Source organism: Halorarius litoreus (genome assembly GCF_024362405.1).
Classification (GTDB): Archaea; Halobacteriota; Halobacteria; order Halobacteriales; family Haloarculaceae; genus Halorarius; species Halorarius litoreus.
Window position 1 is genome coordinate 122,622 of the sequence record NZ_CP101454.1, and the last position, 26,607, is coordinate 149,228.

A 26,607-nucleotide genomic window follows, 5' to 3' on the forward strand; every position below is an offset into this window, starting at 1 on the left:
GAGGAAATCCCATGTACGTCACCGATACAGCCGAAATCGTCATCGACGCATCGCCCGACGAGATCTGGGAGTACGTGACCGACCCCGTCCACTGGACAGCGTCGAACCCAGAGGAACACTACGGACTCGAATACGACACGCCCGACAATCGGCCGCGTGAGGGTGCGACGTTCCATCAGGCCGAAGCGGTCGCAGGGATGTTCGCCGACCTCCACGGTCGATTCCAGTACATCGACCATCCGAACGTAGCGGTCTGGACGGGAACAGCGTATTATCCGCTCCTTCGTGGGCTTGTCACCGTTCGGATCCCCGAGGGTGGTACCATTCAGCTCGAAGAGACAGCAGATGGGACGCGGATGTCACACGCCGTCTGGATGGACTTTCCCAACAATCGCCGTGGCAGGTTCCTGAAGTGGTTGTTCACGACCGTCCTCGATGGGAAGGCCAAGCTCTACGACCACACCAACAAGGAGCTCGTGTTCTTCAAACAGCAGCTCGAATCCGAGGTCGCCACGGCGACGTCGTGATTGCCATTGCTGGGCCGACTTCCCGATTGTGAATCAGATGGAGATGGCCCGACTGGGTGAGACTACGGTTCTCACCACCGGAGCAGGGCAATCGGTAAATTCGTTACAGACCATCTATGCTGTATGGAGGATCACTCCAGCCACGGAAGTCACGTCCCCACCGAGGGGTACGGTTCTAGCGGGCACGCGACGCTGGGCGGGCTCTCGGTGGACGCAGACGGACTTCGCTTGGTGCCGACGGACACGCGGTTCTCTTCAGGTGACTCATCGGACTGGAGTTTTCAGATCGTCGCGTCGAATGGCGACGTCGTGACCGGATTTGACGAAGCGCACGGACAGCGCAGCCACCTGATCGTGGTCCGTCGAGATCTGACTCGATTCCAGCATCTCCATCCGAGGCTCGACGCCGACGGGACGTGGCGTGTCGAAGGCTTTTCGCTCTACGACCCAGGCGTCTACCGGGCGTTTGTCGACTTAGTCGTCGACGGTCGACCGACGACACTCGGGTTCGATCTGTTTGCTTCAGGCGAGATGGAGGTTGCACCACGTCCAGATACGTTACGACGTGCGACGGCAGATGGATACGTCGTCGAGCTTCGGACTGATGAGGTTCTTGCCGGTGAGTCGGTCGAGCTAGTCTTCGAAATCAGCCGTGACGGCGAATCCGTGTCGCGTCTGGATCCATACCTGGGCGCACTCGGTCACCTCGTTGTGCTCCGCGAAGGGGACCTCGCCTACCTGCACGTCCACCCCGAAGAGACGAGTCCCGACAGCGGGCGTGTCGAATTCGGCACGCGATTTCCTGCACCTGGACGCTACCGACTGTTTCTTCAATCTAAACCGGACGGGACGCTCGTCACGACTCAGCACGATATTCGAATCGAACGCTGAGCGCTCACGAACTACGTTGTCACCGACACCTCTACTGCAGCGTTCCGAACTTCGATTCCAAGGTTAGTGTCCCCGACGACCCACACCTTCGAAGGGAAAATCTGCATAAGAGAGGGAGACGTACGTGTTCCTGTATGACGACGACCATCACCGTCGAGGGAATGTCCTGCGGTCACTGTGAACAGACGGTCGAAGAGGCGCTTCGAGGCGTCTCTGGTGTGACCGACGCTACCGCCGACCGTGAGGCGGAGCAGGCGAGCATCGATGGCGATGCCGACGTCACAGCCCTCGTACAGGCCGTCGAGGACGCTGGCTACACCGCCCACGCCTGAGACCGCGCAGACCGTTCGCGGACGACCATCCCCGTCATCCTCGTTCGAGTCCGCGTCCCCTCGACCGCAGAGTGTCAGGGCCCGGGCAAGATAGTGGGAGACGATACCAACACCCAACCATGAGCAATCATTCAGATCACGAGCGTTCCGGGCACTCTTCACCCGAACCCCACGCCGAGGGGCCCGTCTACTGTTGTCGAATCTGTCAGTTGGAATCTGACCGCGAGATGCGAGCGAGGGCTCTCTCCGCCACGACGCAGCCGTCCCACGCACCCGAACACGCGACGCACGACCGGCCAGCCGAGCCCAGCACCGAACCCGAGCGAACGGATGAACCCGCGCACCACGAGCACGACGCTCACTCCAGGCACAGCCACGCCGAGACCGAACACGGTCACACCGGCGAGAGCGAACACGACCACGGTGCACAGGACCAGGGCGCACACGACCACGAGGGGGGACATGAAGACCACGAGGAACACGAGAAACACGAGGACCACAGAGCCCACACCGACCACTCGGGGCACGAGCAGATGTTCCGGCGCCGGTTCTGGGTGTCGCTCGTCCTCTCGATTCCGGTCGTGTTCTTCAGCGAGTTCGTCCAGGACGCGGTCGGCTACACTGCGCCGACCTTCCCTGGGAGCGACCTGATCACGCCCGTCCTCTCGGTCGTCGTCTTCGCGTACGGCGGGGTGCCGTTCCTCTCGATGGCTCGAACGGAGGTGAAGAACCGCGAGCCGGGGATGATGATGCTCATCTCGCTCGCCATCACCGTCGCGTTCGGCTACTCCATCGCGAGCCTGTTCCTCCCCGGGACGACGCCGTTCTTCTGGGAACTCGTCACGCTGATCGACATCATGCTGCTCGGCCATTGGATGGAGATGCGGTCGGTCCGCCAGGCCTCCGGAGCGCTCGACGAGCTGGCGAAACTGATGCCCGACACCGCCGAACGCGTCACCGAGAGCGGGGACACCGAGGAGGTGCCCGTCGCGGACCTCTCCGAGGACGACGTCGTCCTCGTCCGCCCGGGCGCGTCCGTTCCCGCTGACGGCGAGGTCGTCGAGGGGGAGTCCTCCGTCGACGAGTCGATGATTACGGGGGAGTCCCGGCCCGTCGACAAGGAGCCCGGCGTGGAGGTCGTCGCCGGGACGGTGAATCAGGACGGGAGCCTCCGGGTTCGTGTGACGAAAACCGGGGACGAGACGGCGCTCGCGGGCATCATGCGCCTCGTGGAGGAGGCCCAGTCGTCGAAGTCGCGCACGCAACTGCTCGCCGACCGCGCGGCGGGGTGGCTGTTCTACGTCGCGCTCGCCGTCGCGGCCATCACGGCCGTCGCGTGGGTCGTCGCGGTGGGATTCAACATCGGCGTCCTCGAACGGGTCGTGACCGTCCTCGTCATCGCCTGCCCACACGCACTCGGGCTCGCGGTTCCCCTCGTCGTCGCGATCAACACCTCCACCGCGGCCCAGAACGGGATGCTCATCCGCGACCGGATCGCGATGGAGGAGGCCCGAAACCTCGATACGGTGATGTTCGACAAGACCGGCACGCTCACGAAGGGCGAGCAGGGCGTCGTTGGCGTCCGGACGGCGGCCGACTGGGACGAACGGCGGGCGTTCGAAGTCGCGGCCGGGGTCGAGGGCGACTCCGAGCACATGATCGCTCGGGCCATCCGGACCGCCGCCGAGGAACGGGGCGTTCAGCGAGCCAGCGTCTCGAACTTCGAGAACCTCCGCGGGCTCGGTGTCCGCGCCACCGTCGACGTTCGACGGAGCGGTGCTCTGTCGAGCCAACCAGAACCCGAATCGGGTTCTGGTGACGGTGAGACGACGCATCTCGGTGGGCCGAACCTCATCGAGAAACTCGACATCGAGCGGTCCGACGAGATCGTGTCGTTCGCCGAGGAGGCCGGCGCGAACGCCCAGACCGTCGTGTACCTCGTCCGGGCCGAATCCGAGGTCGTGGCGGCGTTCGCGCTGGCGGACGTGATTCGCGAGGAGAGCCGGCAGGCCATCGAGGCGCTACACGGGATGGGCATCGAGGTGGCGATGCTGACCGGGGACTCCGAGGACGTCGCGCGGGCCGTCGCCGAGGAGCTCGGCATCGACCAGTACTTCGCGGAGGTGCTCCCCGAGGAGAAGGACACCACGGTCGAACAGCTCCAGTCCGAGGGGAAACTGGTCGCGATGGTCGGCGACGGCGTCAACGACGCCCCGGCGCTGGCCAGAGCCGACGTGGGTATCGCCATCGGTTCGGGAACCGACGTCGCCATCGAGTCCGGCGACATCATCCTCGTCGACAACAACCCGATGGACGTCGTCCGCCTCGTCAGACTCTCGAAGGCGAGCTACCGGAAGATGCAGGAGAACCTCGTGTGGGCGACCGGCTACAACGTCGTCGCGCTCCCGCTCGCAGCCGGGATTCTCGCACCCATCGGCATCCTCCTGTCACCGGCAGTCGGCGCGGTGTTCATGTCGCTCTCGACCATCATCGTCGCCATCAACGCCCGCCGGCTCAAAGGGGTCGACCTCTCGGCATGAGGATGCTGGGGCTCGACGAGCTGCTCGCTGTCGAGATCCAATCGAACGGGTGGTGAGTCCGGTACGTTCCGGGGCCGTCGAGACTCCTCGAGCTTACACCAGCGACGCGCCGTCGAACTCCGAGCGGTCCATCTCCATCTCCAGCAGGTCGAGGATGGTCGGCGCGATGTCGAAGAGGTCGACGTTCTCGATGCGAGCGTCGGGGGCGTCGATGAACAGCGAGGCGTTGTCGAAGCTGTGCATTCCGTTGCGGGGCCCCTGCCCGAACACGTCCTCGTGACCCTTGAAGCCGGCCTTGAGGTCGTAGCCGTGGTTCGGGATGACGACGAGGTCCGGTGCGATGTCGTCGTGGGCGCCCCGGAACGCCTCCTCCTTGGTGACGACCCGTTCGGCGACCTTCTTGCCGTCGGGGCCTTCCAGCGCTTCGAGTTCGGCCTTGAGTTCGGCACGGACGTCCGCGAACTCCTCCTCCGAGACGGAGCCACGGGGCTCGCGGCCCTCCTTGTTGATGTAGAACCGCCCGGGAATCAGCGAGTAGGCGCGCGTCTCCTCGGCGATATCCGAGAGTGCGTCGTGGTCGTCGCTCTGGTAGGAGAGCCACCCCTCCTGTTCGAGCCAGGCGTTGAAGTGGACCTCGTAGTCGAGCGAGGTGAACCCGTGGTCGCTCGCGACGATCATGGTCACGTCGTCCGGGAGCTTCTCGCGGAGCTGGCCGAGATACCGGTCGACCTTGCTGTAGAACTCGAGGAACGCCTCCTTGTACTCGCCGTCGCGCTCGTAGTCCTTGAACAGGAAGTGGTTGACCCGGTCCGTCGTCATGAACACGCCGAAGAAGAGGTCCCAGTCGTCCTTCTCGACGTAGTGTTCGAACGTGTCGTAGCGGCGGTCGAGCGTCTCGTGGGCGTCGTCGATGAAATCGCTCTTGTCCTCGCTGTGGCCGAGCTTGGCGTTCACGTCGATGCGGTAGCCCGACGACTCGAGGTGTTCCCGGAGGTCGTCCGGGTAGGCGGCCTTGTCGACACCCGGGGACAGGAAGCCCGAGACCATCCGCTGGACGTTGCGCTGTGGCGGGAACGTCACGGGGACGTTCATCACCGTGGCGTCGCGACCCGCGTCCGTGACGCGGTCCCAGAGACGGGTGGCCTGCACCTCGCGTCCCATCGGGACGTAGGTGTCGTAGGAGCCGACCTCGCGGTCCTGGAAGCCGTAGACGCCCGTCTCGCCGGGGTTGACGCCCGTCGTCAGCGCGGGCCAGCAGGCCGACGACTCCGGGGGAACGATGGAGTCGATGGCGCCGGCAGACCCCGCCTGAGCCATCTCGGTCAGGTTCGGGAAGACCTCGGGGTTGTCCGCGATGAGGCTGTACGGGACGCCGTCGATGCCGAAGAAGGCGACTCGTGGGCCATCGCTGCCACGGAGTCGGTCGAACAGTCCCATACCTCCGCATCCAGCGGCTGGCTACAAGAAGCTTCTTTTCACCGGTCAAACGCGCGACCGGTCAGCGATAGCGGCAATCGACACGGGTTCGGCGACCGGCTACTCGGCGTCGTCGGCCTCGGACGCGTCGTCATCGTCCACCTGCGGCTCGAAGTTCGTCGGGACGACGGTGACGTGGTGCATACCGAACGTCGGTCGCTCTTTCGCGGCCATGTCTCTAGGCTGTGTGCCCGGACGCATATACCCATCCATAATCGTGATAAATGGGGCAACGACACCCCGATTACCCAGAGACATTATTATTCGACCGGGGCCATGCCAGGGACCGAGCCCATAACTCGTGGGTATCTCGGGGAGTCGCGAGAAACCGCGTGGCTCTTGGTTGCGCGCGCCCGAGCCGACGCATGAACGACCGGGCGGTTCGAACCTTGCAGTTCGTGACGCTCCAGCTCGTCGGCGCGGTGGCCGTCGTCCACTTCGCGGTCGGCTCCGAGCAACTGGCGACGCTCGCGGCGAACGGACTGCTGGGGCAGTACCTGACCGGCGTGGTGTTCGAGCGGCCACGCGCCCTGCTGTTTCTGGTCTCCTCGCTCACCATCCTCGGCGGCATCGTCGCGACCGCCCGCGACCACATCGACCGCCGGACGGCCTACCAGCTCGGCGTCGTCGCGATGGTGACGTTCCTCGTCGGCTGGGTCGCGTGGCACACCGTCCTCGACCACGGGTTCGCTCTCTCGGGCGGGGCAGACCAGGTCGAGACGCACACCCACGGTGGGCTACTCGACACGCTCGGGTCGCACTACGTCGCCCCGTTGCTGGCGACGGTCGGTGCCGCCACGGCGGAAGGCGGGTCCGCGCGCACGCTGCTCGGCATCGTCTCGAAGACGCTCGAACTCGCCGCGCTCGTCTGCCTGCTCGTGCTGTTGCGCGTCGACCCCGCCGCACGCGAGGGTGGGTTCAACCTCTCGCTGGGGCTCGAATACGCCGAATAGCGTCGACTCCCTTACTCCGACTCCGACTCGTCGACGGGTGCGAACCGGGCGCGGTCGACCGCGAGCAGGTACGCCGTCCGGGCGTCCACGCGGCCGTAGCCCGCTGCGATGTCGGGGCCTCGTTGCCCGACGTCGATGGCCGACGACCGGACGATGCCCCGGTGCTGCTCCGGCGTGAGTTCGGGGTACTCGCTCTCCAGGAGCGCGACGAGGCCCGCGACGTACGGTGCGGCGTAGGAGGTGCCCTGCCCGTCGGTGACGGCAGTCGCGGCGACGCTGTCCGGGGCGACCACGTCGACGCCGAGGCGCGTCCCCACCGGCCCCTGTGAGGAGTACGCCGCGACCGAGTCGTTGTGAATCGCTCCCACGGTCAGCACGCCAGGGGCGGTAGCGGGCGCCGTGAGGCTCCCGGCCGGAACCGAGTTGTTCAGCGCGCGGTTGGCGAACAGTTCGAGGGTGTGGGAGCCCGTGGCGTTCACCGCGCGAATCGCGACGTAGTAGCGGCCCTCGGCGACGGTCGCCTGCAGGTGTTCGACCGGGTCGTCGTCGCCGTCCTGTCTGGTCGTCGAGGCCGCGACCACCACGTCATCGCCGGGCTGGGCGCGCATCAAGTACAGGTCGTAATCGGTCGCGGTCGGCCACTCGTTCCACTGGAGGCCGACGCTGACACGGCCCGAGATAGTGCCGTTGCCGAGGGCGTTCCCCTCGTCGGCGCCGACCTGCACCCACTCCGGCTCACCCGTGCCGTCGTGCGAACCCGCCCAGTGGCGCTGGGCGTAGTTGCCGGCAGCGGTGACGAACACCACGTCCTCGGAGGCGTTCGCGACGATTTGGGAGAGTTCGCCCGTCCCGTCGGTCGGCTGGCCGAAGTAGCTCCCCGAGTCGAGGATGACGTCGGCACCCGACGCCCGGAGCCACGACACCGCGCGCCGATACTCGTCGGGGGTGGTCGTCGGGCCGACGGCCGCGAGGTGGAGCGTCGCGTTCGGTGCGGTGTCCACGACGACGCTCGCGACTGCGGTCCCGTGGACCCACTCGTCGTCGGCAGCGTCGAAGCTGCTGTACGCACCGATGTTGCCGGCGATTTCGGGGTCGCTCGGTCGGAAGCCGCGGTCGATGATGCCGACCGCGACGTTCTCGCCACGCAGTCCGCGCTCATGGAGTTCGTCGGCACCGATGGCTGCGACGCCCGGCGACACCTGCTGGTTGATGCCCACGCGCTGCGACTGGATTTGAATGGCTGTGATGCGAGGGTCACGCGAGAGTGCCCGGACCTCCGACAGTGGGACCGTCCCCTGCAGTATGCGGGCGCCGCGGCGGCTGTACACCCGGTCGACGACGAGCTGGTCGCGGGGGACCGTCGCACCGTCCTTCAGTTCGACGACGACCTGGACCTCGTGGTCGACCGACGCGGCTGGCGCTGGGTCGGGCGCGGCGACGCCGAGCCGGTCACCCAGCGACTCGAACGTCTCCGTGGTGTGGTCGCGAGCCGCCGGCTCCGGCGACTGGAGAGAGAGGGCGACGACGGGTGCTGCGACTACGAGGACCGCGAGAAGCAGGCAAGCGGTGGCCTCGCGGCGCATGTTCAGCCAGTGTAATCAACAACGGCGTAAATAGGTTCACCTGCATATGTGCTCACTCGAGAACCAATCGACCCATCGATGGACACGTGCGGCACCCCTTGAGCACATTTGCTCGCGGAACTGGTGAATCGGTTACTCGCGGTAGTGTTGAATCGCGACGATGCCCGCGAGCACGAGCAGCCCACCGAGGAGGAACACCAGCCCCGGCGGGAGCACGGGGAGCGCGACCCCGGCTGGGCCGGTGAGGTCCTGGCCGAAGCGGGGGAGTTCGCCGGGAGCGCTCGTCCCCGTCGAGAGGGTGACGACCCACTGAACCAGCAGGCTCGCCATCGCGAGCAGGCCGACGACCGGCAGCATCTCGCGGAGCGCGTCGAGGACGCTACTGCTCTCCTCGGCGTCCTGATTGCCGACGAAGACGACCATCGGGTTCTCGCTCGGTGCGTAGACGTTCATCTCCCGCCCCTTCGAGGAGTAGCGTGTCTCCGCGACGCGCACGAGTCCGGCGTCCTGCAGGTTGCCGAGATGGTGCCGGGCGTTCTGTAAGGAGGTGTCGACGCGCTCTGCGATCTCCGAGGCCGTCGAGGGCTCGTCGTGCAGCGTCGTCAGGACGTTCCGCGCCGTATCTGACGACAGCGAGGAGAGCAGCTCGCCCGCGTCCTCGCTGTCCAGCCAGAGGGCCTGAAGCTCCCCGGTCTGCTCCGGGGACGCCTCGGACTGGGAGGGCAGGAGCTCTGACATCGATTGTCGTTGGGGACGCCGCTACAAATATTTGCGGTTGGTCTCACCACGGCCGACCGACTCGGGAAAATCGCGGCGATAGAGCACCGGTAACGCGATGCTACCCCGGGTGAAATCCGTCGACGGGGCGACGCCGGTGGCCAGGGACAGGTCGGTACCATGACCAGCTACACTCCCCGGGACGTCTCACGCTCGAACACTCACAACAGGTTTAAGTGGTGGATTAGCCAAACCCTTCTATCAGCCTCGCGGGCACCGGTTGGCTGACGGGCACCACGCGACTCGGGTGAGCAGACAATGGGTAATAAAAAGTCAGAGGACGACACGATGCGAGCGGCAGAGCCAATCGTACATCGATGGGATGGGGGGACCTCACCGAGTATCGCCATCGTCGAGGCAGTTTCGGCGGCGACCGACACGGCGACAACGGACCTCCCACCGCTGTTCGAGGCGGTGGACGTCGATGCGCTGGACACACTCGTCAAGAGCAGGGGGAAGGCCGGCGCTGAGAGGCTGACAGTGAGCTTCACGTACGCGGGCGTCGCCGTGACGGTCTACAGCGACGGCGACATCAAACTAGACGGGGCGACATCGAACTAGACGGAATCTGAGCGCGTGGGCGGGCGTCAGCCGTCGAGTTCCGCGCGGAGTTTCTCGTTGACCGTGCCGGGGTCCGCAGAGCCCTGCGTCTTCTGCATCACCTGCCCGACGAGGAAGTTGATGGCACCGCCTTCGCCGGCGTGGTAGTCCTCCACCGCCTCGGGGTTCTCCTCGATGGCCTCGTGGACCGCGTCCATGACCGCGTCGTCGTCGGTCTTGCCGAGCCCCTCGCGCTCGACGATGGTGTCGGGGTCGTCGCCGGCGTCGAGCATCTCGCGGAGCACGACCTCCTCGGCGTTCTTCGTCGTGATCTCGTCCGTCGCGACGAGTTCGACCAGTCGCGTGAACTCGTCGAGACGCCCTGAGACGTCCGTGATCTCCATGTCGCGGTAGTTGAGTTCGCCGAGCAGGTTGTCCGCGACCCACGTCGCCGCGAGGTCGGCGTCGAACTGGTCGGCGACGTCCTCGAAGAAGTCCGCGACCTGCTTCGTCGAGGTGAGTTTGGAGGCGGCCTCGCTGGACAGCCCGTACTCGTCGCGGAACCGCTCGCGCCGCGCGTCGGGCAGCTCCGGAATGGCGAGTTTGTCCTTCCAGTCGGAGACCCGAAGCGGCGGGAGGTCGGCCTCGCGGAAGTACCGGTAGTCCTTCTCCTCCTCCTTCGAGCGCATCGAGACGGTGATGCCGCGGGATTCGTCCCAGTGGCGGGTCTCCTGTTCGACTTCGCGACCCCGACGGACGGCGTTCTTCTGCCGCGTCTCCTCGTACGCCAGCGCCTTTTCGGCCCCTTTGTGCGAGGAGATGTTCTTGACCTCGGTGCGGTTCGCCGACTCCAGAACCTCGACCGGGATGGAGCCGTCGTCCGCGACCTCGTCGGCGGGGACGATAGAGAGGTTCGCGTCCACCCGGAGCGAGCCGTCGCGCGTCGAGTCGAACACGCCGAGGTACTCGAGGACCTCCTCGAGTTTGGCGAGGAACGACCGGACCTCGTTCGCCCCCCGGAAGTCGGGGGCGGTGACGATCTCCATCAGCGGCGTCCCCGCGCGGTTGTAGTTGACGAGCGTGTAGTCGGCGGTGTCGATGCTCCCCCCCTTGTGCTGGAGGCTCCCGGGGTCCTCTTCGAGGTGGGCGCGCTCGATGTTGACGGTACGCGTCTCGCCGGCGACCTTGAACTCCAGCGTCCCGTCCTGACAGACCGGCGCGTCGTACTGCGTAATCTGGAAATTTTTGGGGAGGTCGGGGTAGTAGTAGTTCTTCCGGTGGAATCGGGTCTCGTCCGGGATCGACGCCCCGATGGCCTTCCCGATCTTCACGGCGGCCTCGACCGCGCCCTCGTTGAGCACGGGGAGCGCGCCCGGCAGCCCGAGACACGTCGGGCAGGTCCGGGTGTTGGGCTCCTCGTCCTCGGCAGCGTCGGTCGAACAGCCACAGAAGATCTTCGTCTCGGTCTCGAGTTGGACGTGGACCTCGAGGCCGATGACGGCGGCCAGCTCGCGGCTCTCCGCGGTCTGTGCGGTCATTGGTGTACGATTCGGACGCGCCCGCTTTAGCCTAACGGAGCGTGCCCTCGCCAGCGGGCGACAGCGGGAAGTGCATCCATCGTCGGACTGCCACGTATGCGCGATCCCCTCCGCCGATTTGCCGTCGAACTGTACCGCATCTAGCTCGGTGGTGTCGGAAGGGGGCTCCGAGCTGGCTACGCTCGGGTCGTCGGCTGAGACAGAGCGCCGACCGGTGAGTTCCGCCTGTCGGGCGTGCTCGAGGTCTCGGTAGCCCGGGCTTTCGGGTGGTTCTCCTGTTCGTCGACGCGACTTCTCGGCTTCTCCAGAGGAAACAGGGGCGAATCGGGAGGCGGGGACGTATCAGGAACTATGTCATTGTCTGACGCAACTTTAAGGGCGTAGAGGCTGGGGTACGCTGTATGGCCGGTAACAGGGTTGAGGAACTCGAGGCGAAGGTTCGGGAGCTCGAGGCCACGGTGAACGGATTGACCGACGAGCTCGTCGAGACCAAGGAACGAATGCGACTCGTCGAGGACCACATCGGGACCGACGAGCTGGACGGCATCATCGAGGGACGCGCCTCCCGCGCGAAGGCCCGCGAAACCGCCTCTGAACAGCAACAGCGGCAGGCGAACCAACAGGCACAGGAACCCGGAACCCAGGAGGCAGTCGACGAGGCCGTGAAGGGCGCGGACCCCGAGGCGGCCGATGAAGGTAAGCCGGAGGAGGCGGAAGGGGACGACGAGAGCGCCGACCAGAGCGACGACATCATCGTCGCCTGAGTCGGGGCCACCACGAGCGCCCCCATGCACATCAAAGAGCTCGTTCTGGACGACTTCAAGAGCTTCGGCCGTAAGACGCGTATCCCCTTCTACGAGGATTTCACGACCATCAGCGGCCCGAACGGCTCCGGGAAGTCGAACATCATCGACTCCGTACTGTTCGCGCTCGGCCTCGCCCGCACGTCGGGCATCCGAGCGGAGAAACTCACCGACCTCATCTTCGACCCCGGACACGACGACCGCGACGGCTTCGGCGGCGAACGCTCCGCCAGCGTCGAGGTCATCCTCGCCAACGACGACGGCACGCTCACCCGCGAGCAGGTCGTCTCCGCGGCGGGCAGCGAAGACGTCGGCGACGTCGACGAGATCTCGATTCGTCGCCGCGTCAAACAGACCGACGAGGACACCTACTACTCGTACTACTACCTCAACGGTCGCTCCGTGAACCTCGGGGACATCCGCGACCTGCTCTCGCAGGCCGGCGTCACGCCCGAAGGCTACAACGTCGTCATGCAGGGCGACGTGACCGAGATCATCACGATGACGCCGTACAACCGGCGACAGATCATCGACGAGATCGCGGGCGTCGCGGAGTTCGACGCGAAGAAGAACGACGCGTTCGACGAGCTCGAAACCGTGCAGGAGCGCGTCGACGAGGCCGACCTCCGCATCGAAGAGAAGGAGGACCGCCTGGAACAGCTCTCCGACGAGCGGGAGACCGCCCTCCAGTACAAGGAGCTCAAAGAGCAGAAGGAGGAGTACGAGGGCTACCTGAAGGCCGCCGAACTCGAGGACAAACGCGCCGAGCAGGAAGACGCCAAGGCGTCCATCGAGCGGAAGGAAGACCGACTCGGCGACCTCCAGCGCGAACTCGACGAGCGCCAGGGCAAAGTCACCCGTCTCGAGGAGGACCTCGCCGATCTCAACCGCGAGATCGAGACGAAGGGCGAGGACGAACAGCTCGCCATCAAGCGTGAGATCGAGGAGATCAAAGGCGAAATCGGGCGCTTCGAGGACAAGATCGAGGCACAGCAGGAACGCATCGAGGAGGCCGAGAACAAGCGGTCGCAGTCGTTCGTCCAGGTCGACCGCAAGCAGGAGACCGTCGACGAGCTCGAGTCAGACATCCGGGAGCGGAAGGTCCGGAAGTCGTCGCTGAAGGCGGACAAACAGGAGAAGCTCGCCGGCCTGGAGGAGGTCGAGGACGAAATCGCGAGCCTCGACACCGAGTACGAGGACCTCAGAAGCGAGATCGACGAGAAGCGCGAGCGGCTCGACGACCTCCGGGACGAGAAGAACGAGCTCCAGCGCGAGCAGGACCGCCTGCTCGACGAGGCGCGGCGGCGCTCCACCGAACAACGGGAGAAACAGGAGCAGATCGAGACCGCCGAGTCACAGCTCCCCGAAATCGAAGCCGAGATCTCGGACCTCGAATCGGAGCTCGACAAGGCGAAACAGAACCTCGACACCATCTCGGAGGTCGTCGACGACCTCAAAGCCGAGAAGGCGAGCCTGCAGGACGACCTCTCGGAGCTCGAAGACGACATCGCCGCCAAACAGCAGGAGTACGCACAGCTCGAAGCCCGCGCGGGCGAGTCGGGTGACTCCTCGTTCGGGCGCGCGGTGACGACGGTCCTCAACGGCGGTCTGGATGGCGTTCACGGCGCGGTCGCCCAGCTCGGCTCGGTCAGTCCCGAGTACGCCGAGGCCTGTGAGACCGCCGCCGGTGGTCGGATGGCGAACGTCGTCGTCGACGACGACTCCGTCGGCCAGCGCTGTATCGAGTACCTCAAACAGCGCAACGCCGGCCGCGCCACGTTCCTGCCCATCACGAAGATGCGGTCGCGGTCGCTCGGGAGCGCGCCGTCGATGCCGGGCGTCGTCGACTTCGCGTACAACCTCGTCGACTTCGACCCGCAGTACTCGGAGGTGTTCTCCTACGTACTCGGCGACACGCTCGTCGTCGAGGACATGGAGACCGCCCGCGACCTGATGGGCGAGTTCCGGCTCGTCACGCTCGGCGGCGACCTCGTCGAGAAGTCGGGTGCGATGACCGGCGGCTCCACGTCTGGCTCCCGCTACTCCTTCGAGAAGGGTGGCGAGGGGCAGCTCCAGCGCGTCGCCGAGCAGATTCAGTCGCTCGAAGACGAGCGCGCCTCGATAAAATCTGACATCCGCGACGTCGACGAGCGGCTCGACGACGCGCGCGACCGGAAGTCCGACGCCGCGGACAAGGTCCGCGACATCGAGGCGGCCATCGACCGCAAGCGGACCGAGGTCGAGAACATCGAGAGCGAGGTCGCCTCCCTGCAGTCGGACCTCGACGACATCGAGGCCGAGCGCGAGGAGACGCAAGCCGAGATGGAGGAGACGGAAGCGGCCATCAGCGAGAAGGAGGGCGAAATCGCCGAGCTCGAAGGCGAGGTCGACGAGCTCCAGCAGGAGCTCCAGGACTCGGAGGTGAGGGAGCTGAACGACCGCGCGGAGGCCATCCGCGAGGACATCGCCGAACTCGACTCGCGGATGGAAGAACTCGACAGCGACCTCAACGAACTGCAGCTCGAAAAGCAGTACGCGGAGGACGCCATCGAAGAGCTCCACGACGCCATCGAGGCGGCACAGAACAAGAAGGCCGACGCGGAGGAGACGGTCGCCGACCTCGAGTCGAAGATCGAGGAGAAGGAGGCCGTCTTGGAGGAGAAACACGAGGAGGTCGCCGACCTCGAAGAGGAGCTGGCAGACCTCAAGTCCGAGCGTGAGGACCTCCGGGAGGACGTCAGGGAAGCCAAAGAGGCCCGCGACGAGCAGAAGACCAAGGTCCAGACCATCCAGAGCGACCTCGAGGACCTGCGCGAGCAGGTTCGTCGCCTCGAGTGGGAGATCGACGAGCTCGAGTCACAGGTCGGGGAGTACGACGCCGACGACATCCCCGACCTCTCGAGCGTGAAGGGCCAGATCACGAAGCTCGAGAACCGGATGGAGGAGCTCGAACCCGTCAACATGCTCGCTATCGACGAGTACGACCGGGTTGAAGACGAGCTCGAGGACCTCACCGAGAAGCGCGCGACCCTCCAGGAGGAGGCCGACGGCATCCGCGAACGCATCGAGCAGTTCGAGGCGCGCAAGAAGGAGACGTTCATGGAGGCGTACGAGGGCATCAACGAGCACTTCCAGGACATCTTCGCGCGCCTGTCGAACGGCTCGGGCGACCTCGTGCTCGAAGACCCCGAGGACCCGTTCGAGGGCGGGATGACGATGAAGGCCCAGCCCCGCGACAAGCCGGTCCAGCGGCTCGACGCCATGAGCGGCGGCGAGAAGTCGCTGACCGCGCTCGCCTTCGTGTTCGCCATCCAGCGGTACAACCCCGCGCCGTTCTACGCGCTCGACGAGGTCGACGCGTTCCTCGACGCCGCGAACGCCGAGATGGTCGGCGAGATGGTCGACGACCTCGCGGGCGACGCGCAGTTCATCGTCGTCTCGCACCGCTCTGCGCTCCTGGAACGGTCGGAGCGCGCCATCGGCGTGACGATGCAGGACGACAACGTGTCGGCGGTGACAGGGATCGACCTGAGCCAAGTTGGGGTGGTCGCGGATGACTGACGACGCCTCGGAGGCGGGCGGCATCCCCCTCAATATCGCCGGGCACGACGAGGAGAAGCAGCGCCGGCAGGCGGAGGACGAGGCCGAGGCAGACGACGACAGCGTCCTCTCGGAGTTCGACGTCGCGGAGACGAGCGACGACGAGGTCGAGCCGGTCGAACTGCTGGTCCAGCTCGCGAAGGACGGCGAAATCGAGCCGTGGGACATCGACATCGTCGTGGTGACGGACAAGTTCCTCGACCGGCTCGACGAGGCCGACCTCCGCGCGGGCGGGCGAGCGCTGTTCTACGCCTCGGTCCTGTTGCGGATGAAGTCCGACGCGATGCTGGCGGACGACGAACCCGAAGAGGAGCCGTGGGACGCCGCGCCGATGGACGAGCCGTTCGACGACCACGACCCCTTCGTCGCGCTGGAGAAGGAGATCGACCGTCGACTCGACCGGAAGCACGCCCGCGGCACCCCCCAGACGCTCGATGAACTCGTCCACGAACTGCGTGACCGCGAGCGCGAGACGATGTGGAAGGAGTCGCGGACGTACGACACCTCCGGCTCGCCGCACGGCTACGCGCGCGGCACCCAGACGCTCGACTATCATTCGGGGGACGACTTCCGGATGGACGACGAGCCGCGGGAGGCCGACGCGCTCGGGACGGCCCACGACGAGCACATGGAGGACATCATCAACGACGTCTACCTCGCCCTCCAGCAGCAGTACGACAAGGGCCGCGACGAGGTGCTCTACGAGGAGATCTCGGCTGCGGGCGGCGGCCGCGTCGACACGTTCCTCGGCCTGCTGTTCCTCGCACACCGGGGACAGGTTCGCCTCCAGCAGGACGAGCTGTTCGGCGACCTCTGGATTCAGGACCCTGCGGCCGTCTCGGAGTCCGCGGAGGCGCTCGCTGACGGCGGCGAAATCGACGCCGACGTCGACGAGTAGCGACCGTTTCGGCTTCGGAACGGTTCGACTGGCGGAGAGCTTATCGGAGTCATAACGAAACACGGCATTTCCCTACCGCCGGGTATGGCAACGCGAAGCCTCCCGTGGCGGCTCGCATCCCCGCCCACGAGCGGCGGGCTCCAACTGGCCATCACCGCCGTCGGGACGGTGCTGTTCGTCGCCGGCATCGTCGTCGCACTCGGCGTCCCGAACATCACCCCCGCCGTGGGCAACGAGACGGTCGACGGGACGGCCACTCCAGGAGGAACCCCGAGCTCGGCAACTGCAGAGGGAGTCGGCTCCCCCACACAACCGGGAGCGAGCGGGTCGACACCGGTCGACCCTGACGACCCGACATCGGAATTCGAGACGAGGACGCCGGCACCGGCGGCCCCCAGCACGCCGACGGAGCGGGACGAGCTACCGAAGGAGGAAGCAGACGACCTCGAGGAACTCACCGACGACCACGAGAAGCTCCGGAAGACGTACGTCGAGTTGCGCGAGGAGCACCGGACGCTCCAGCGGGAGCACGAGCGACTCGAACGGACCGACGCGTCCGGGAAGGAGTGGAAGGAACACCGCGAGCGGTTCGAGAAACACTACGAGGAGTACGAGAAGCATCTCGAGGAGTATCGCCATCACGTCCGCGACGTCGTCGACCACGTCGAGGAGTACGGCCCCCGTGACCGCTACGACCAGTTGCTCGACGACCACGACACGGAACTGGCGGCCCACCGCGACCGTCTGCAGGAGCACCTGAACCACGAGTCCAACCCCGGGAACGCCGACTACGAGGAGGACGACGATGACGACTAGCGCCCGCGTGTGTCGTCACTCGGCGCGTTCGACGGCGTCGAGGTCACGGCGGGCGAGCACGACCGCGACGTACTCGTTCTGGACCGCCCAGCAGCGCACGGCAATCGAGTAGGCGAGCGCGACCGTCCCGAGAACCGCAGCCCCCACCAGAAGCCCGTGAGTCACCGCCGTCGCGTACGTCTGCCACGCCAGCACGACGAGAACGAGTGTGGCGACGGCCGTCGCCAGCGGCTCGGCGGTCGGTCGCCGGAACACGTCGCCGAGACAGGTCAGCGTCGGTCGGTGCCGCTCGATGGCCTGCGCCAGCTCGTCGTCGGTCTCCGTAGCGGTTGCTGGTCGGTCGGCGACGCTGGTCCCCCGGTTCGTACCCACACCCATGCCACTAAGTGGCACTCAGAGAGAATAAATCTACGCCACGCGAGCGCTGTCGAGCGCTGGACACGAGTCTGACACCTGAGTTGGGGGGCCGTTCGTGTGTTCGTTAGTCGTCGAGGTAGTCGCCGACCAGCAGGTCCACCGTCTCGCGGACGTCGGCCGGGATGGCCTCCGCGGGCGTGTTGACCGCGCCCTCGACCGCGTGCCCACAGTCGCACTCGCGGGCGTCGGGCATCGCCTCGATGGCGTGCTGGACGGTCGCCTTGATGAACGCCTCGTTGGCCGCGGCGTTGTCGAGCACTTCCTGGAGGGTGACCTCCGCGTCGTCCTTCCAGACGTCGTAGTCGGTGATGCCGGTGACGGTGGCGTAACAGAGTTCGGCCTCGCGGGCGAGTTTCGCCTCCGGAATCGCGGTCATCCCGATGACGTCGAAGCCGGAGGCACGGAAGTGTTCGGACTCGGCTTTCGTCGAGTACTGCGGCCCCTCGATGCAGACGTAGGTGCCGTCCTCGACGACCTCGGCCTCGCTCGCCTCACGGGCGCTCTCGGCGAGGTGCGACTTCATGTGCGGGCAGTACGGCTCGGCGAAGGGCATGTGGACGACACAGCCCTCGTCGAAGAACGTGTACTCGCGCTTGCGGGTGCGGTCGAAGATCTGGTCCGGGACGACGAGCGTCCGTGGCGGGAGGTCCTCGCGGAGCGAGCCGACGGCGTTCGACGCGAGCACCCGCTCGACGCCCAGCTGTTTCAGCGCGTGGATGTTCGCACGGTACGGCGCGGTCGTCGGCGAGTGCTGGTGGTCACGGCCGTGGCGCGGGAGGAACGCCACCTCGGTGCCGTCTGGCATCGACCCGATGGTGACGGGGGCCGACGGCTCGCCGAACGGCGTCTCGACGTGTTCCTCGTGGGTGTCTTCGAGCGGGAGCGAGTCGTAGATACCGGAGCCACCGATGAACCCTATCATAGCCCGGCGGTTCGCGGGGGGCGCACAAAAGCGGCCCGGAGGAGCTTTGTGTCGGACCGACGAACGGTAGCGCGGATGACGGAACGGCTCTCTACGGGTGTCGATGTCGTCAACCGCCGGCTCGGTGGCGGCGTCCCGGCGGGGACGCTCCTGGCGATCTCGTCACCGCCGGACGCCGGCAGTGAGCAACTGCTGCACGCCTTCCTCAGCACCCACGGCGGCCGCTACCTCTCGCTGTTGCGACCCGCAGCCGAGGTCGACGGCGAACTCCCGCCGTTCGTCGACGTGCGCCACGTCCGCCCCGAGGGGTTCCTCGACGAGCCGGAGCGGCAGTTCGACGGCCTGCCCGAGCAGTCGGTCGTGGCGATCGACCCGGTGAACGAACTCGAGTCGGCGTCGACCGAGGCGTACGTGGCGCTACTCTCGGCGCTGAAGCGCCGACTGGCCGAGACAGGAAGCGTCGGCGTCCTCCACTGTCTCCGGACGTCGACCGAGCCGGAGAACCGCTGGCTGACGCTCGGCCGGGCCGACTGGGCGTGGCACGTCGAACTCACCCGGCTCCCGCTGTCGGTCGAGACCCGGCTGTACGTCACGAAAGCCCGGAACGGGCGGGCGCTGCTCGAACCGCTGAAGATCCAGTTCCTCGACGGCGTGCGGGTCGACACCAGCCGGGACATCTGACGTGCGCGCCGGCCACACCACGGGGGAGCCGCCGTACTGCCCCCACGGGCGAACCGCCTTTGGGGAACTGGACCTGACCCTGGCGTGAGGAGAAAGCACTTGTCGGCGCCCCGAGCGGGTCGGGTATGGTTCCCCTCCAGTCGCTCCCCGGTGCGGTCGTCGGGCTCGGCGCTCTCCTCCTGCTCGTGTTGGGTCCCGGGGTCGTCGCGTCGGTGCTGTGGACGCCGTTCCTGGCGTCCACGCGCCTCCGGTCGCTGTTCCGCCGGCTCCCGCCGGACGGCTCGCTCGCGGTGACGTACGCCGTCGTCACGGTCGGCGCCTCCCTCCCGTACGTGCTCGGTGCCGGTGTCGCGCTCGGGCTGGTCGACATCGGCGGCCCCGAGGGCGGCGCGCGCATGGCGAACGCCATCCTCACCGTCATCGTGCCCGTCTCGCTCGGCTACGTGCTCGGCGTGCCGCTGGTCGGCGCGGTCGGCCTCCCGCGTGCCGGCGTCGACTGGGACCCGACGGGCTACGGCGTCTCGACGTGGCTGCTGCTGTTCGTGGGCACCGTGTGGTACGTCGTGCTGTTCGCAGTGCCGCTGTTCGTCCTCGCGCTCATCGCCGCGTACCCGGGCTAGCCACGGGTCGGCTCATCGTCCAGAGCGCCCACGCGCGTCGGTTGAGACGCCGATATCGGGGCGACGCTGGGTACGCATCCCGCTCACGGCGACCGAGCGACAGAGGCCGGTGGAGCAGTCAGTCTGCGAGCCGCCACTGCTCGGAGCCGGCAGGCGCGACCACGTCCCGCCGCTCCATCTCGTTGAGCACCTCCCCCAGTCGCCCCGGCTGGGCGATCTCCATCTCGATGCGCTCGACGTCGTGGAACTCCGAGAGCGCGTGCCGGAGGTCCTCGCGGGTGAACGTCTCCAGGTCCGACCGCTCCATCACGCCCTCCGTCAGGTCGATCATGTCCTCGATGAAGTTCCAGGGGTAGACGATCCACGCCCACTCGTCGAGCTTCTCGCCGACGAAGTCGGGGTCGAACTCGCTGGTGCCGAGCAGTTGGAGCGTGGCAGTCCGCACCTCCCCCGCGTCGCGATCGGTGACGTACTCGTGCGCGCGCTTGATGCTCCCGCCCGTGTCGGCGATGTCGTCGATGATGAGCACGTCCTTTCCTTCCACCGATCCCTCCGGCATCGGGTAGCGGACGCTCGGCTCGCCCGTCTTCTGGGCGGTGCCGACGTAGTGTTCCATCTTCAGGCTCGTCAGGTCGTCGAGCCCCAGGAAGTCACAGATACAGCGGCCCGCGAACCAGCCACCGCGGGCGAGTGCGACGACGACCTCGGGCTCGAACTCAGCAGCCTTCACGTCGTTCGACACCTCGCGACAGAGGTCGTAGATGTAGTCCCAGTTCGTAATCGTACACTTGAACTCGTCCGGGAGGTCGCTCATTATCGAGAGAACGCGCGCGTGTACCCTTAAGCTCTCCTTCCTCCGGCGAGCGGTGAAGGTGCGCGCCGACGCGGTCTGGACCTGGTAGAGAGTTTTCACCCGGCGGCGCGTACCACGGACATGGACCTCGAGACGCTCGACCACGAGCCGTACATCGAACGCGCACTCGACCTCGCGCGCGAGGCGGCCGACCGCGGCGACGAGCCGTTCGGCTCCCTGCTCGTCCACGATGGGGAAGTGGTCGCGGAAGCCAGGAACGCCGTCGCGACCGAGGGCGACCTCCGCGAGCACCCGGAGTTGACGCTGGCGACGTGGGCAGCGCGTGAACGCTCGGCCGCAGAGCGTGGCGAGACGGTCATGTACACCTCGACCGAGCCGTGCGCGATGTGTTCGGGCGGCATCTACCACGCGGGGCTCGGGGCGGTGGTCTACTCGACGTCGGCCGAGCGCGTCGCGGAGTTCACCGGGCGGGACTTCGCCGTGCCGTCGCGCGACGTGTTCGCCTACGGCGACCGGGAGGTCAGGGTCGTGGGGCCGGTGCTCCCGGAGGCGGGCGCCGACGTCCACCGGGACTACTGGCCGTAGTCACGTAATCAGTCGACGTTGATGGCCGCCTGCTGTCCGTGGCCGGCGTCTGCAGCCCACAGAGTGACCGTGACCGTCGTGTCGTCACCGTCGGTCACGTCGAGGTGGCCGCCCACGTCCGTGACGATCCAGTTGGCCAGCCAGAGACCGACGCCGGTGCCGTGTCGAAGCGGCGTTTCGCGCCCCGTTCGAAGCACCTCACACTCCATCGCAGGGATGCCGGGGCCGTCGTCGGCGATACGAACCATCACCGCCTCGTCCGCCCGCTCGACGCTGAACCGGACCGTCGAGCCACCGTGTTCCAGCGCGTTCTCGCCGAGTTCGTACAGCGCGCGCTCGACGCGGGAGACCCCTATCGCGGTGTGGTCTCCGGGGACGTCGACCGTGACCGTCGCGTCGGGAAACGCCGCCCGGAGGTCACCGGCGACCGCCCGAACCATGCCGCCGATGTCGACGGGATGTGGGGTTTCGTCGCTGGTGACCGCAGACTCGAGTTCGCGGGCTTTCTCGCCGAGCGCGGCGAGGTCGTCTGCCGTCTCGGCGACCCGGGTCGCCCGTTCGGCGTCCCGGCCGTCGAGACGGTCGGCGAACAGCCGGGCGTGGCCCGCCACGACGGTCAGGTCGTTTCGGAGGTTGTGCCGGAGCACGCGGTTGAGGACGGCGAACGCCTGCTCGCGACGCTTTCGCCCGGTCACGTCACGCTGGACGCCGAGGAAGTGCGTCACCGTCCCGTCGTCGTCGTGGACGGGTGTCAGCCCCACCTCGTTCCAGAACGGCGTGCCGTCCGCACGGTAGTTCAGGAGTTCGACGGTCGCCGACTCGGTCTCCTCGATGGCGTGACGGAGCACCGCGACCTGGTCCGGGTCCGTGTCGGGACCCTGGAGGAACCGACAGTTCTTCCCCAGCACCGTCTCGCGGTCGTAGCCGGTGATGTCGAGGAACGCGTCGTTGACGTAGACGAGCGGGTTGTCGCCGTCGGCCGTGGCGATGGTGATGCCCGCCGGTGCCTCGTCGAGCGCACGGTCCTTGATCCGGAGTTCCAGTTCGCGCCGTTTCCGCTCGTCGATGTCGCGGACGACGGCGAGCACGCGCTCGTTCCCGTCGAGAGTGGCTGGCTGGAGGTGGACGTCGACCCAGCGGCGCGTGCCGTCGGGCAGTTCGACGTACCACTCGAACCGCTGGTCACCCGTCTCGTGAGCCGCCCGGATGTACCGCTCGGCGGTCGCCTGGTCGTAGCCGTCCTCGGTCACCGAGAACTCCTCGACGCCGACGCCTTGCAACGTCGAGACGTCGCGGCCGTAGAGCCGTTCGGCCGACGGGTTGGCATCGAGGATGTGTCCCGTCTCCGGGTCGTGAACGAGGATGGCGTCGCTCACGCGCTCGAACACCTCGCGGTAGCTCCGCTGGCTGGCCACCCGCTCGCGGTACTCGGCTTCCCGGCGGTGGTCGTACCACGCGACGACGCCCCCCGCCGTGAGCCCCGTCGACACCGTCGTGAGCGAGGTGAAGTGACCCTGTGCCCCACCGACGACCTCTGTGACGACACCGACCCAGACCAGTTCGACGACCGAGATGGCGAAGAACAGCCCGACCCAGCCGGTCGCACGCCACGACCGGTCGTCCGACTCGCCGGTTCGGACGTGAGCGGCGAGAGCGAGCAACGCGCCCCCGAAGACGAGCACCAGTGTTCCTTGGACGAGCGAGTCGAGATAGGGGTCGGCATCCAGCGCCGCCGCGACGATGGTCGACACCACGAGCAGCGCCCCGAGTGTCCCGAGCACCGACGACACGCTCGGACCACCCTTCATGTTTCCATGTAAGAGTACGTATACATCACATATAAATATAGTGCGAAAGCGCCATCCGGGAGTCGGTCGGAGACGCTCACGGACGTGTCGTGATGGCGGCCCGTCGACCGTGTCGGAGCGAGCCACCCGACCCGCAGGCTTTTGTCGCCGCCGCCGCTCCCGCGAGTATGGACCGCCGTCGCACGCTCCTCGTGGACGCGTTCACCAGTGAACCCCTCTCGGGAAACGCCGCCGGGGTCGTCCCCGAGGCGGACGGGCTCGCAGCCGACCAGATGCAGGCCATCGCGCGCGAGCTCAACGCCTCCGAGACCGCGTTCCTCTTCGAGAGCGACGAGGCCGACCGGCGGGTGCGCTACTTCACGCCGACGCAGGAGGTCGACCTCTGTGGGCACGCGACGATTGCGAGCCACCACGCGCTCGCCGAGGACGGCCTCGCCGACGGCACCCACACGCTGGAGACGAACGTCGGCACCCTCGACATCGAGCTCGCGGACGGGCTGGTGTGGATGACGCAGAACGCCCCCGAGATTCGGGAACTCGACGTCACGTACGCGACGGTCGCCGAGGCGCTGGGCGTCGACGAGACCGCGCTGACGGGACTCAAAGCCGACCTCCCGCTGGCGCGCGCGACGACCGGGCTGCCGTTCCTCGTCGCCCCGGTCGAGTACCTCTCCGACCTCTCGGAGATGGACCCCGACATGGCCGCCATCGAGGCGCTCACCGACGAGTACGACTGCGCCGGCATCTACACGTTCACGTTCGACACGCTCGAGCGCGCCTCGACGCTCCACGCCCGGATGTTCGCGCCGGGTGCGGGCGTCCCCGAGGACCCCGTGACGGGGACCGCCGCGGGCGCGTGTGGTGCGTACCTCGACCGCTTCGGGGCGTTCGACCCCACGCCACAGAAAATGCAGGTCGAGCAGGGCTTCTTCATCGACCGCGGGGGCTACGTCGTCGTCGAAGCGAGCGACGCGACGACCGAGGGGCTCGTGCGCGTCGGCGGTGAGGCCGTCGTCACGCTCGACGGCGACCTCGCGGTGCCCGCGAGCGACGACGACGACATTCTGGAGGCGTGAATCGCCGGCCAGCGCAGCACATTCGTCGCGTGTCACCGGCCTGCACGCCCGGCAATATTCCTCAGCAACGTTTCCTTCGGAACCTTCTTTATCGGGCTGACGGACGTTCCCGATAGATACCGATGCCTGTACTCTGGCTGGACGATATCGGGTCCGACGACCTGAACTCCGTGGGCGGTAAGGGGGCGTCGCTCGGGGAGATGACCGGGGCTGGACTCCCCGTGCCACCGGGATTCGTCGTGACCGCACAGACGTACCGTGAGTTCATCGAACGCACGGGCATCGACGAGGAGCTGTTCTCGGCCGTGGCCGTCGACGCCGAGGACTCGGCGTCGCTGGCGGAAGCCGAGGCCACCGCCAAAGAGCTCATCCTCGAGACGGAGATGCCCGAGGACGTCCGCGAGGACATCCTCGGCGCGTACGCCGACCTCGACGACGGCGAGGCGTTCGTCGCCGTCCGCTCCTCCGCGACCGCGGAGGACCTCCCGGACGCCTCCTTCGCGGGCCAGCAGGAGACGTTCCTCAACATCCAGGGCGACGAGCTCGTCGACCGCGTGAAGCGCTGCTGGGCGTCGCTGTTCACCCAGCGCGCCATCTACTACCGGCAGGAGCAGGGGTTCGCACACGACAAGGTCGACATCGCGGTCGTCGTCCAGAAGATGGTCGACGCCGAGAAGTCCGGGGTGATGTTCACCTCCCACCCCTCGACTGGCGAACCCAAGATCATCATCGAGGCCGCCTGGGGGCTCGGTGAGGCAGTCGTCTCGGGGTCGGTCTCCCCGGACAACTACGTCATCGACCGCGAGAGCGGTGAGGTGCTCGACGCCACCATCGCGGACAAGAAGATGATGATGGAGAAGGACGAGGCGACGGGCAAGACCGTCGAACGCGAGGTGCCCGAGGAGCAGCGCACCGCGCAGGTGCTCGACGAGGAGGAGATCGCCCAGCTCATCGATATCGGCGAGCGCGCGGAGGACCACTACGGCAACCCGCAGGACGTCGAGTGGGCGCTCGTCGGCGGCGAGGTGTACATGCTCCAGTCGCGCCCCATCACGACCATCTCGAAGGACGCGAGCGCCGCGACCGCCGACGGTGGCGGGCAGGGCGACGTCCTCCTGAGGGGGCTCGGTGCCTCGCCGGGCATCGTCTCGGGCGCGGTCCGTATCGTCCGCAAACTCGACCAGCTCGACAAAGTGGGAGAAGGAGACATCATCGTCACCGAGATGACGACCCCGGACATGGTCCCCGCGATGAAGCGCGCGGCGGGCATCATCACCGACGAGGGCGGGATGACCTCCCACGCGGCCATCGTCTCGCGTGAGCTCGGTGTCCCCGCGGTCGTCGGCTGTGGCTCCGCGACCGAGACGCTCGGCGACGGTCAACTGGTGACGCTCGACGGCGACAAGGGCACCATCACCGAGGGCTCCTCGGAGAAGCAGACCGAGTCCGAGGAGGAGCACGCCGACGTCCGCCCGCAGAACCCCGTGAAGCCGATGACCGCCACGGAGGTCAAGGTGAACGTCTCCATCCCGGAGGCCGCCGAGCGCGCCGCCGCGACGGGCGCCGACGGTGTCGGCCTCCTCCGCATGGAGCACATGATCCTCTCGACGGGCAAGACGCCCGAACGCTACATCGAGGACCACGGCGAGGACGCCTACGTCGACGAGATCGTCGAAGGGGTTCGGGGCGTTGCCGACGAGTTCTACCCCCGCCCGGTGCGTGTCCGGACGCTCGACGCCCCCACGGACGAATTCCGCCAGCTGAAGGGCGGCGACGACGAGCCGCACGAGCACAACCCGATGCTCGGCTACCGTGGGATTCGACGGAGCCTCGACCGACCGGACGTGTTCGCGCACGAACTGGAGGCGTTCCGCCGGCTGTTCGAGATGGGCTACGACAACGTCGAGGTGATGTTCCCGCTCGTCAACGACAGCGAGGACGTGATTCGCGCCCGGAACCTGATGGAGGAGGCCGGCATCGACCCCACGAAGCGGAGCTGGGGTGTGATGATCGAGACGCCCGCCTCGGCGCTGGGCGTCGAGGCGATGTGCGAAGCCGGCATCGACTTCGCCTCCTTCGGGACGAACGACCTCACGCAGTACACGCTCGCCGTCGACCGGAACAACGAGAACGTCGCCGACCGCTTCGACGAGCTCCATCCCGCCGTCCTGAAGCTCATCGGGGACGTCATCGGCACCTGCCGTGAACACGACGTCTCGACGAGCATCTGTGGACAGGCCGGCTCCAAGCCGGAGATGGTCCGCTTCCTCGTCAACGAGGGCGTGAGCTCCATCTCGGCGAACATCGACGCCGTGCGCGACGTCCAGCACGAGGTCAAGCGCGTCGAACAGAAGCTCCTGCTCGATTCGGTTCGGTAAGCAGGAGACCGATTTGCCTCGACTGTGTTTTG

The 26,607-nt window shown here is 66.9% G+C and carries 23 protein-coding genes; 15 read left to right on the forward strand and 8 right to left on the reverse strand.

The window, feature by feature from the left end:
* Nucleotides 1–11: 11 nt before the first annotated feature.
* The 4 genes from NL126_RS00675 to NL126_RS00690 all read left to right on the forward strand — a co-directional run bounded on the left by NL126_RS00675 (nucleotide 12) and on the right by NL126_RS00690 (nucleotide 4,290).
* Entirely contained in the window at nucleotides 12–527 is a 516-nt protein-coding gene (locus NL126_RS00675; protein WP_255196974.1) for an SRPBCC family protein, read from the forward strand.
* Between the two features lie 123 nt (nucleotides 528–650).
* The gene (locus NL126_RS00680) at nucleotides 651–1,418 is read left to right on the forward strand and encodes a FixH family protein (protein ID WP_255196975.1); all 768 of its coding nucleotides are present in this window, start codon (nucleotides 651–653) and stop codon (nucleotides 1,416–1,418) included.
* A 134-nt stretch (nucleotides 1,419–1,552) separates the two neighbouring features.
* A complete protein-coding gene (locus tag NL126_RS00685; RefSeq protein WP_255196976.1) occupies nucleotides 1,553–1,750 on the forward strand; it encodes a heavy-metal-associated domain-containing protein in 198 nt (65 codons plus the stop codon).
* Between the two features lie 533 nt (nucleotides 1,751–2,283).
* A complete protein-coding gene (locus NL126_RS00690) occupies nucleotides 2,284–4,290 on the forward strand; it encodes a heavy metal translocating P-type ATPase (protein WP_255198885.1) in 2,007 nt (668 codons plus the stop codon).
* 93 nt (nucleotides 4,291–4,383) lie between these two features.
* Here the strand turns inward: NL126_RS00690 and NL126_RS00695 are convergent, their stop codons facing one another.
* Nucleotides 4,384–5,727 (reverse strand): alkaline phosphatase family protein, encoded by a 1,344-nt coding sequence (locus NL126_RS00695; RefSeq protein WP_255196977.1) that lies wholly within the window; start codon nucleotides 5,725–5,727, stop codon nucleotides 4,384–4,386.
* A gap of 404 nt (nucleotides 5,728–6,131) precedes the next feature.
* On the opposite strand from NL126_RS00695, the gene NL126_RS00700 reads away from it, so the two are divergent.
* On the forward strand, nucleotides 6,132–6,719 hold the full coding sequence (locus NL126_RS00700; RefSeq protein ID WP_255196978.1) for a hypothetical protein: 588 nt from the start codon (nucleotides 6,132–6,134) through the stop codon (nucleotides 6,717–6,719).
* Between the two features lie 11 nt (nucleotides 6,720–6,730).
* Here the strand turns inward: NL126_RS00700 and NL126_RS00705 are convergent, their stop codons facing one another.
* A complete protein-coding gene (locus NL126_RS00705) occupies nucleotides 6,731–8,302 on the reverse strand; it encodes a S8 family serine peptidase (protein WP_255196979.1) in 1,572 nt (523 codons plus the stop codon).
* Between the two features lie 132 nt (nucleotides 8,303–8,434).
* Nucleotides 8,435–9,040 (reverse strand): ArsR/SmtB family transcription factor, encoded by a 606-nt coding sequence (locus NL126_RS00710; protein ID WP_255196980.1) that lies wholly within the window; start codon nucleotides 9,038–9,040, stop codon nucleotides 8,435–8,437.
* A gap of 327 nt (nucleotides 9,041–9,367) precedes the next feature.
* On the opposite strand from NL126_RS00710, the gene ddfA reads away from it, so the two are divergent.
* The gene (gene ddfA, locus NL126_RS00715; RefSeq protein WP_255196981.1) at nucleotides 9,368–9,640 is read left to right on the forward strand and encodes a DdfA family disk-determining factor; all 273 of its coding nucleotides are present in this window, start codon (nucleotides 9,368–9,370) and stop codon (nucleotides 9,638–9,640) included.
* A 26-nt stretch (nucleotides 9,641–9,666) separates the two neighbouring features.
* Here ddfA and gatB read toward each other — a convergent pair whose 3' ends face one another.
* Nucleotides 9,667–11,157, reverse strand: a complete 1,491-nt coding sequence (gene gatB / locus NL126_RS00720) for an Asp-tRNA(Asn)/Glu-tRNA(Gln) amidotransferase subunit GatB (RefSeq protein WP_255196982.1) — start codon at nucleotides 11,155–11,157, stop codon at nucleotides 9,667–9,669.
* 401 nt (nucleotides 11,158–11,558) lie between these two features.
* Between gatB and NL126_RS21985 the strand changes: the two genes are divergently transcribed.
* The 4 genes from NL126_RS21985 to NL126_RS00740 all read left to right on the forward strand — a co-directional run bounded on the left by NL126_RS21985 (nucleotide 11,559) and on the right by NL126_RS00740 (nucleotide 17,274).
* Entirely contained in the window at nucleotides 11,559–11,921 is a 363-nt protein-coding gene (locus NL126_RS21985) for a DUF7518 family protein (RefSeq protein ID WP_350355474.1), read from the forward strand.
* Between the two features lie 24 nt (nucleotides 11,922–11,945).
* On the forward strand, nucleotides 11,946–15,521 hold the full coding sequence (gene smc / locus NL126_RS00730) for a chromosome segregation protein SMC (protein ID WP_255196983.1): 3,576 nt from the start codon (nucleotides 11,946–11,948) through the stop codon (nucleotides 15,519–15,521).
* The gene (locus NL126_RS00735) at nucleotides 15,514–16,458 is read left to right on the forward strand and encodes a segregation and condensation protein A (protein WP_255196984.1); all 945 of its coding nucleotides are present in this window, start codon (nucleotides 15,514–15,516) and stop codon (nucleotides 16,456–16,458) included. The genes smc and NL126_RS00735 overlap by 8 nt, the downstream gene beginning before the upstream one ends.
* A gap of 84 nt (nucleotides 16,459–16,542) precedes the next feature.
* Nucleotides 16,543–17,274, forward strand: coding sequence for a hypothetical protein (locus NL126_RS00740; protein ID WP_255196985.1), 732 nt, complete (start codon nucleotides 16,543–16,545; stop codon nucleotides 17,272–17,274).
* Nucleotides 17,275–17,289: 15 nt separating this feature from the next.
* Here the strand turns inward: NL126_RS00740 and NL126_RS00745 are convergent, their stop codons facing one another.
* Both NL126_RS00745 and mtnP read right to left on the reverse strand, forming a co-directional pair.
* Nucleotides 17,290–17,652: a hypothetical protein gene (locus NL126_RS00745; RefSeq protein ID WP_255196986.1), complete on the reverse strand. Its 363-nt coding sequence runs from the start codon at nucleotides 17,650–17,652 to the stop codon at nucleotides 17,290–17,292.
* A 103-nt stretch (nucleotides 17,653–17,755) separates the two neighbouring features.
* Nucleotides 17,756–18,613: an S-methyl-5'-thioadenosine phosphorylase gene (gene mtnP, locus NL126_RS00750; RefSeq protein WP_255196987.1), complete on the reverse strand. Its 858-nt coding sequence runs from the start codon at nucleotides 18,611–18,613 to the stop codon at nucleotides 17,756–17,758.
* 75 nt (nucleotides 18,614–18,688) lie between these two features.
* Between mtnP and NL126_RS00755 the strand changes: the two genes are divergently transcribed.
* Together NL126_RS00755 and NL126_RS00760 are read left to right on the forward strand one after the other, a co-directional pair.
* The gene (locus NL126_RS00755; protein ID WP_255196988.1) at nucleotides 18,689–19,294 is read left to right on the forward strand and encodes an RAD55 family ATPase; all 606 of its coding nucleotides are present in this window, start codon (nucleotides 18,689–18,691) and stop codon (nucleotides 19,292–19,294) included.
* A gap of 125 nt (nucleotides 19,295–19,419) precedes the next feature.
* Nucleotides 19,420–19,914: a DUF8162 family protein gene (locus NL126_RS00760; RefSeq protein ID WP_255196989.1), complete on the forward strand. Its 495-nt coding sequence runs from the start codon at nucleotides 19,420–19,422 to the stop codon at nucleotides 19,912–19,914.
* 118 nt (nucleotides 19,915–20,032) lie between these two features.
* On the opposite strand, the gene NL126_RS00765 is transcribed toward NL126_RS00760, so the two are convergent.
* Nucleotides 20,033–20,728: a phosphoribosyltransferase gene (locus NL126_RS00765; protein WP_255196990.1), complete on the reverse strand. Its 696-nt coding sequence runs from the start codon at nucleotides 20,726–20,728 to the stop codon at nucleotides 20,033–20,035.
* Nucleotides 20,729–20,848: 120 nt separating this feature from the next.
* Between NL126_RS00765 and NL126_RS00770 the strand changes: the two genes are divergently transcribed.
* Nucleotides 20,849–21,313: a nucleoside deaminase gene (locus tag NL126_RS00770; RefSeq protein ID WP_255196991.1), complete on the forward strand. Its 465-nt coding sequence runs from the start codon at nucleotides 20,849–20,851 to the stop codon at nucleotides 21,311–21,313.
* An 8-nt stretch (nucleotides 21,314–21,321) separates the two neighbouring features.
* On the opposite strand, the gene NL126_RS00775 is transcribed toward NL126_RS00770, so the two are convergent.
* Nucleotides 21,322–23,121 (reverse strand): PAS domain S-box protein, encoded by a 1,800-nt coding sequence (locus NL126_RS00775; protein WP_255196992.1) that lies wholly within the window; start codon nucleotides 23,119–23,121, stop codon nucleotides 21,322–21,324.
* A 167-nt stretch (nucleotides 23,122–23,288) separates the two neighbouring features.
* On the opposite strand from NL126_RS00775, the gene NL126_RS00780 reads away from it, so the two are divergent.
* Both NL126_RS00780 and ppsA read left to right on the forward strand, forming a co-directional pair.
* Nucleotides 23,289–24,197: a PhzF family phenazine biosynthesis protein gene (locus tag NL126_RS00780; protein ID WP_255196993.1), complete on the forward strand. Its 909-nt coding sequence runs from the start codon at nucleotides 23,289–23,291 to the stop codon at nucleotides 24,195–24,197.
* Between the two features lie 122 nt (nucleotides 24,198–24,319).
* Nucleotides 24,320–26,575: a phosphoenolpyruvate synthase gene (gene ppsA / locus NL126_RS00785; protein ID WP_255196994.1), complete on the forward strand. Its 2,256-nt coding sequence runs from the start codon at nucleotides 24,320–24,322 to the stop codon at nucleotides 26,573–26,575.
* Nucleotides 26,576–26,607 lie beyond the last annotated feature (32 nt).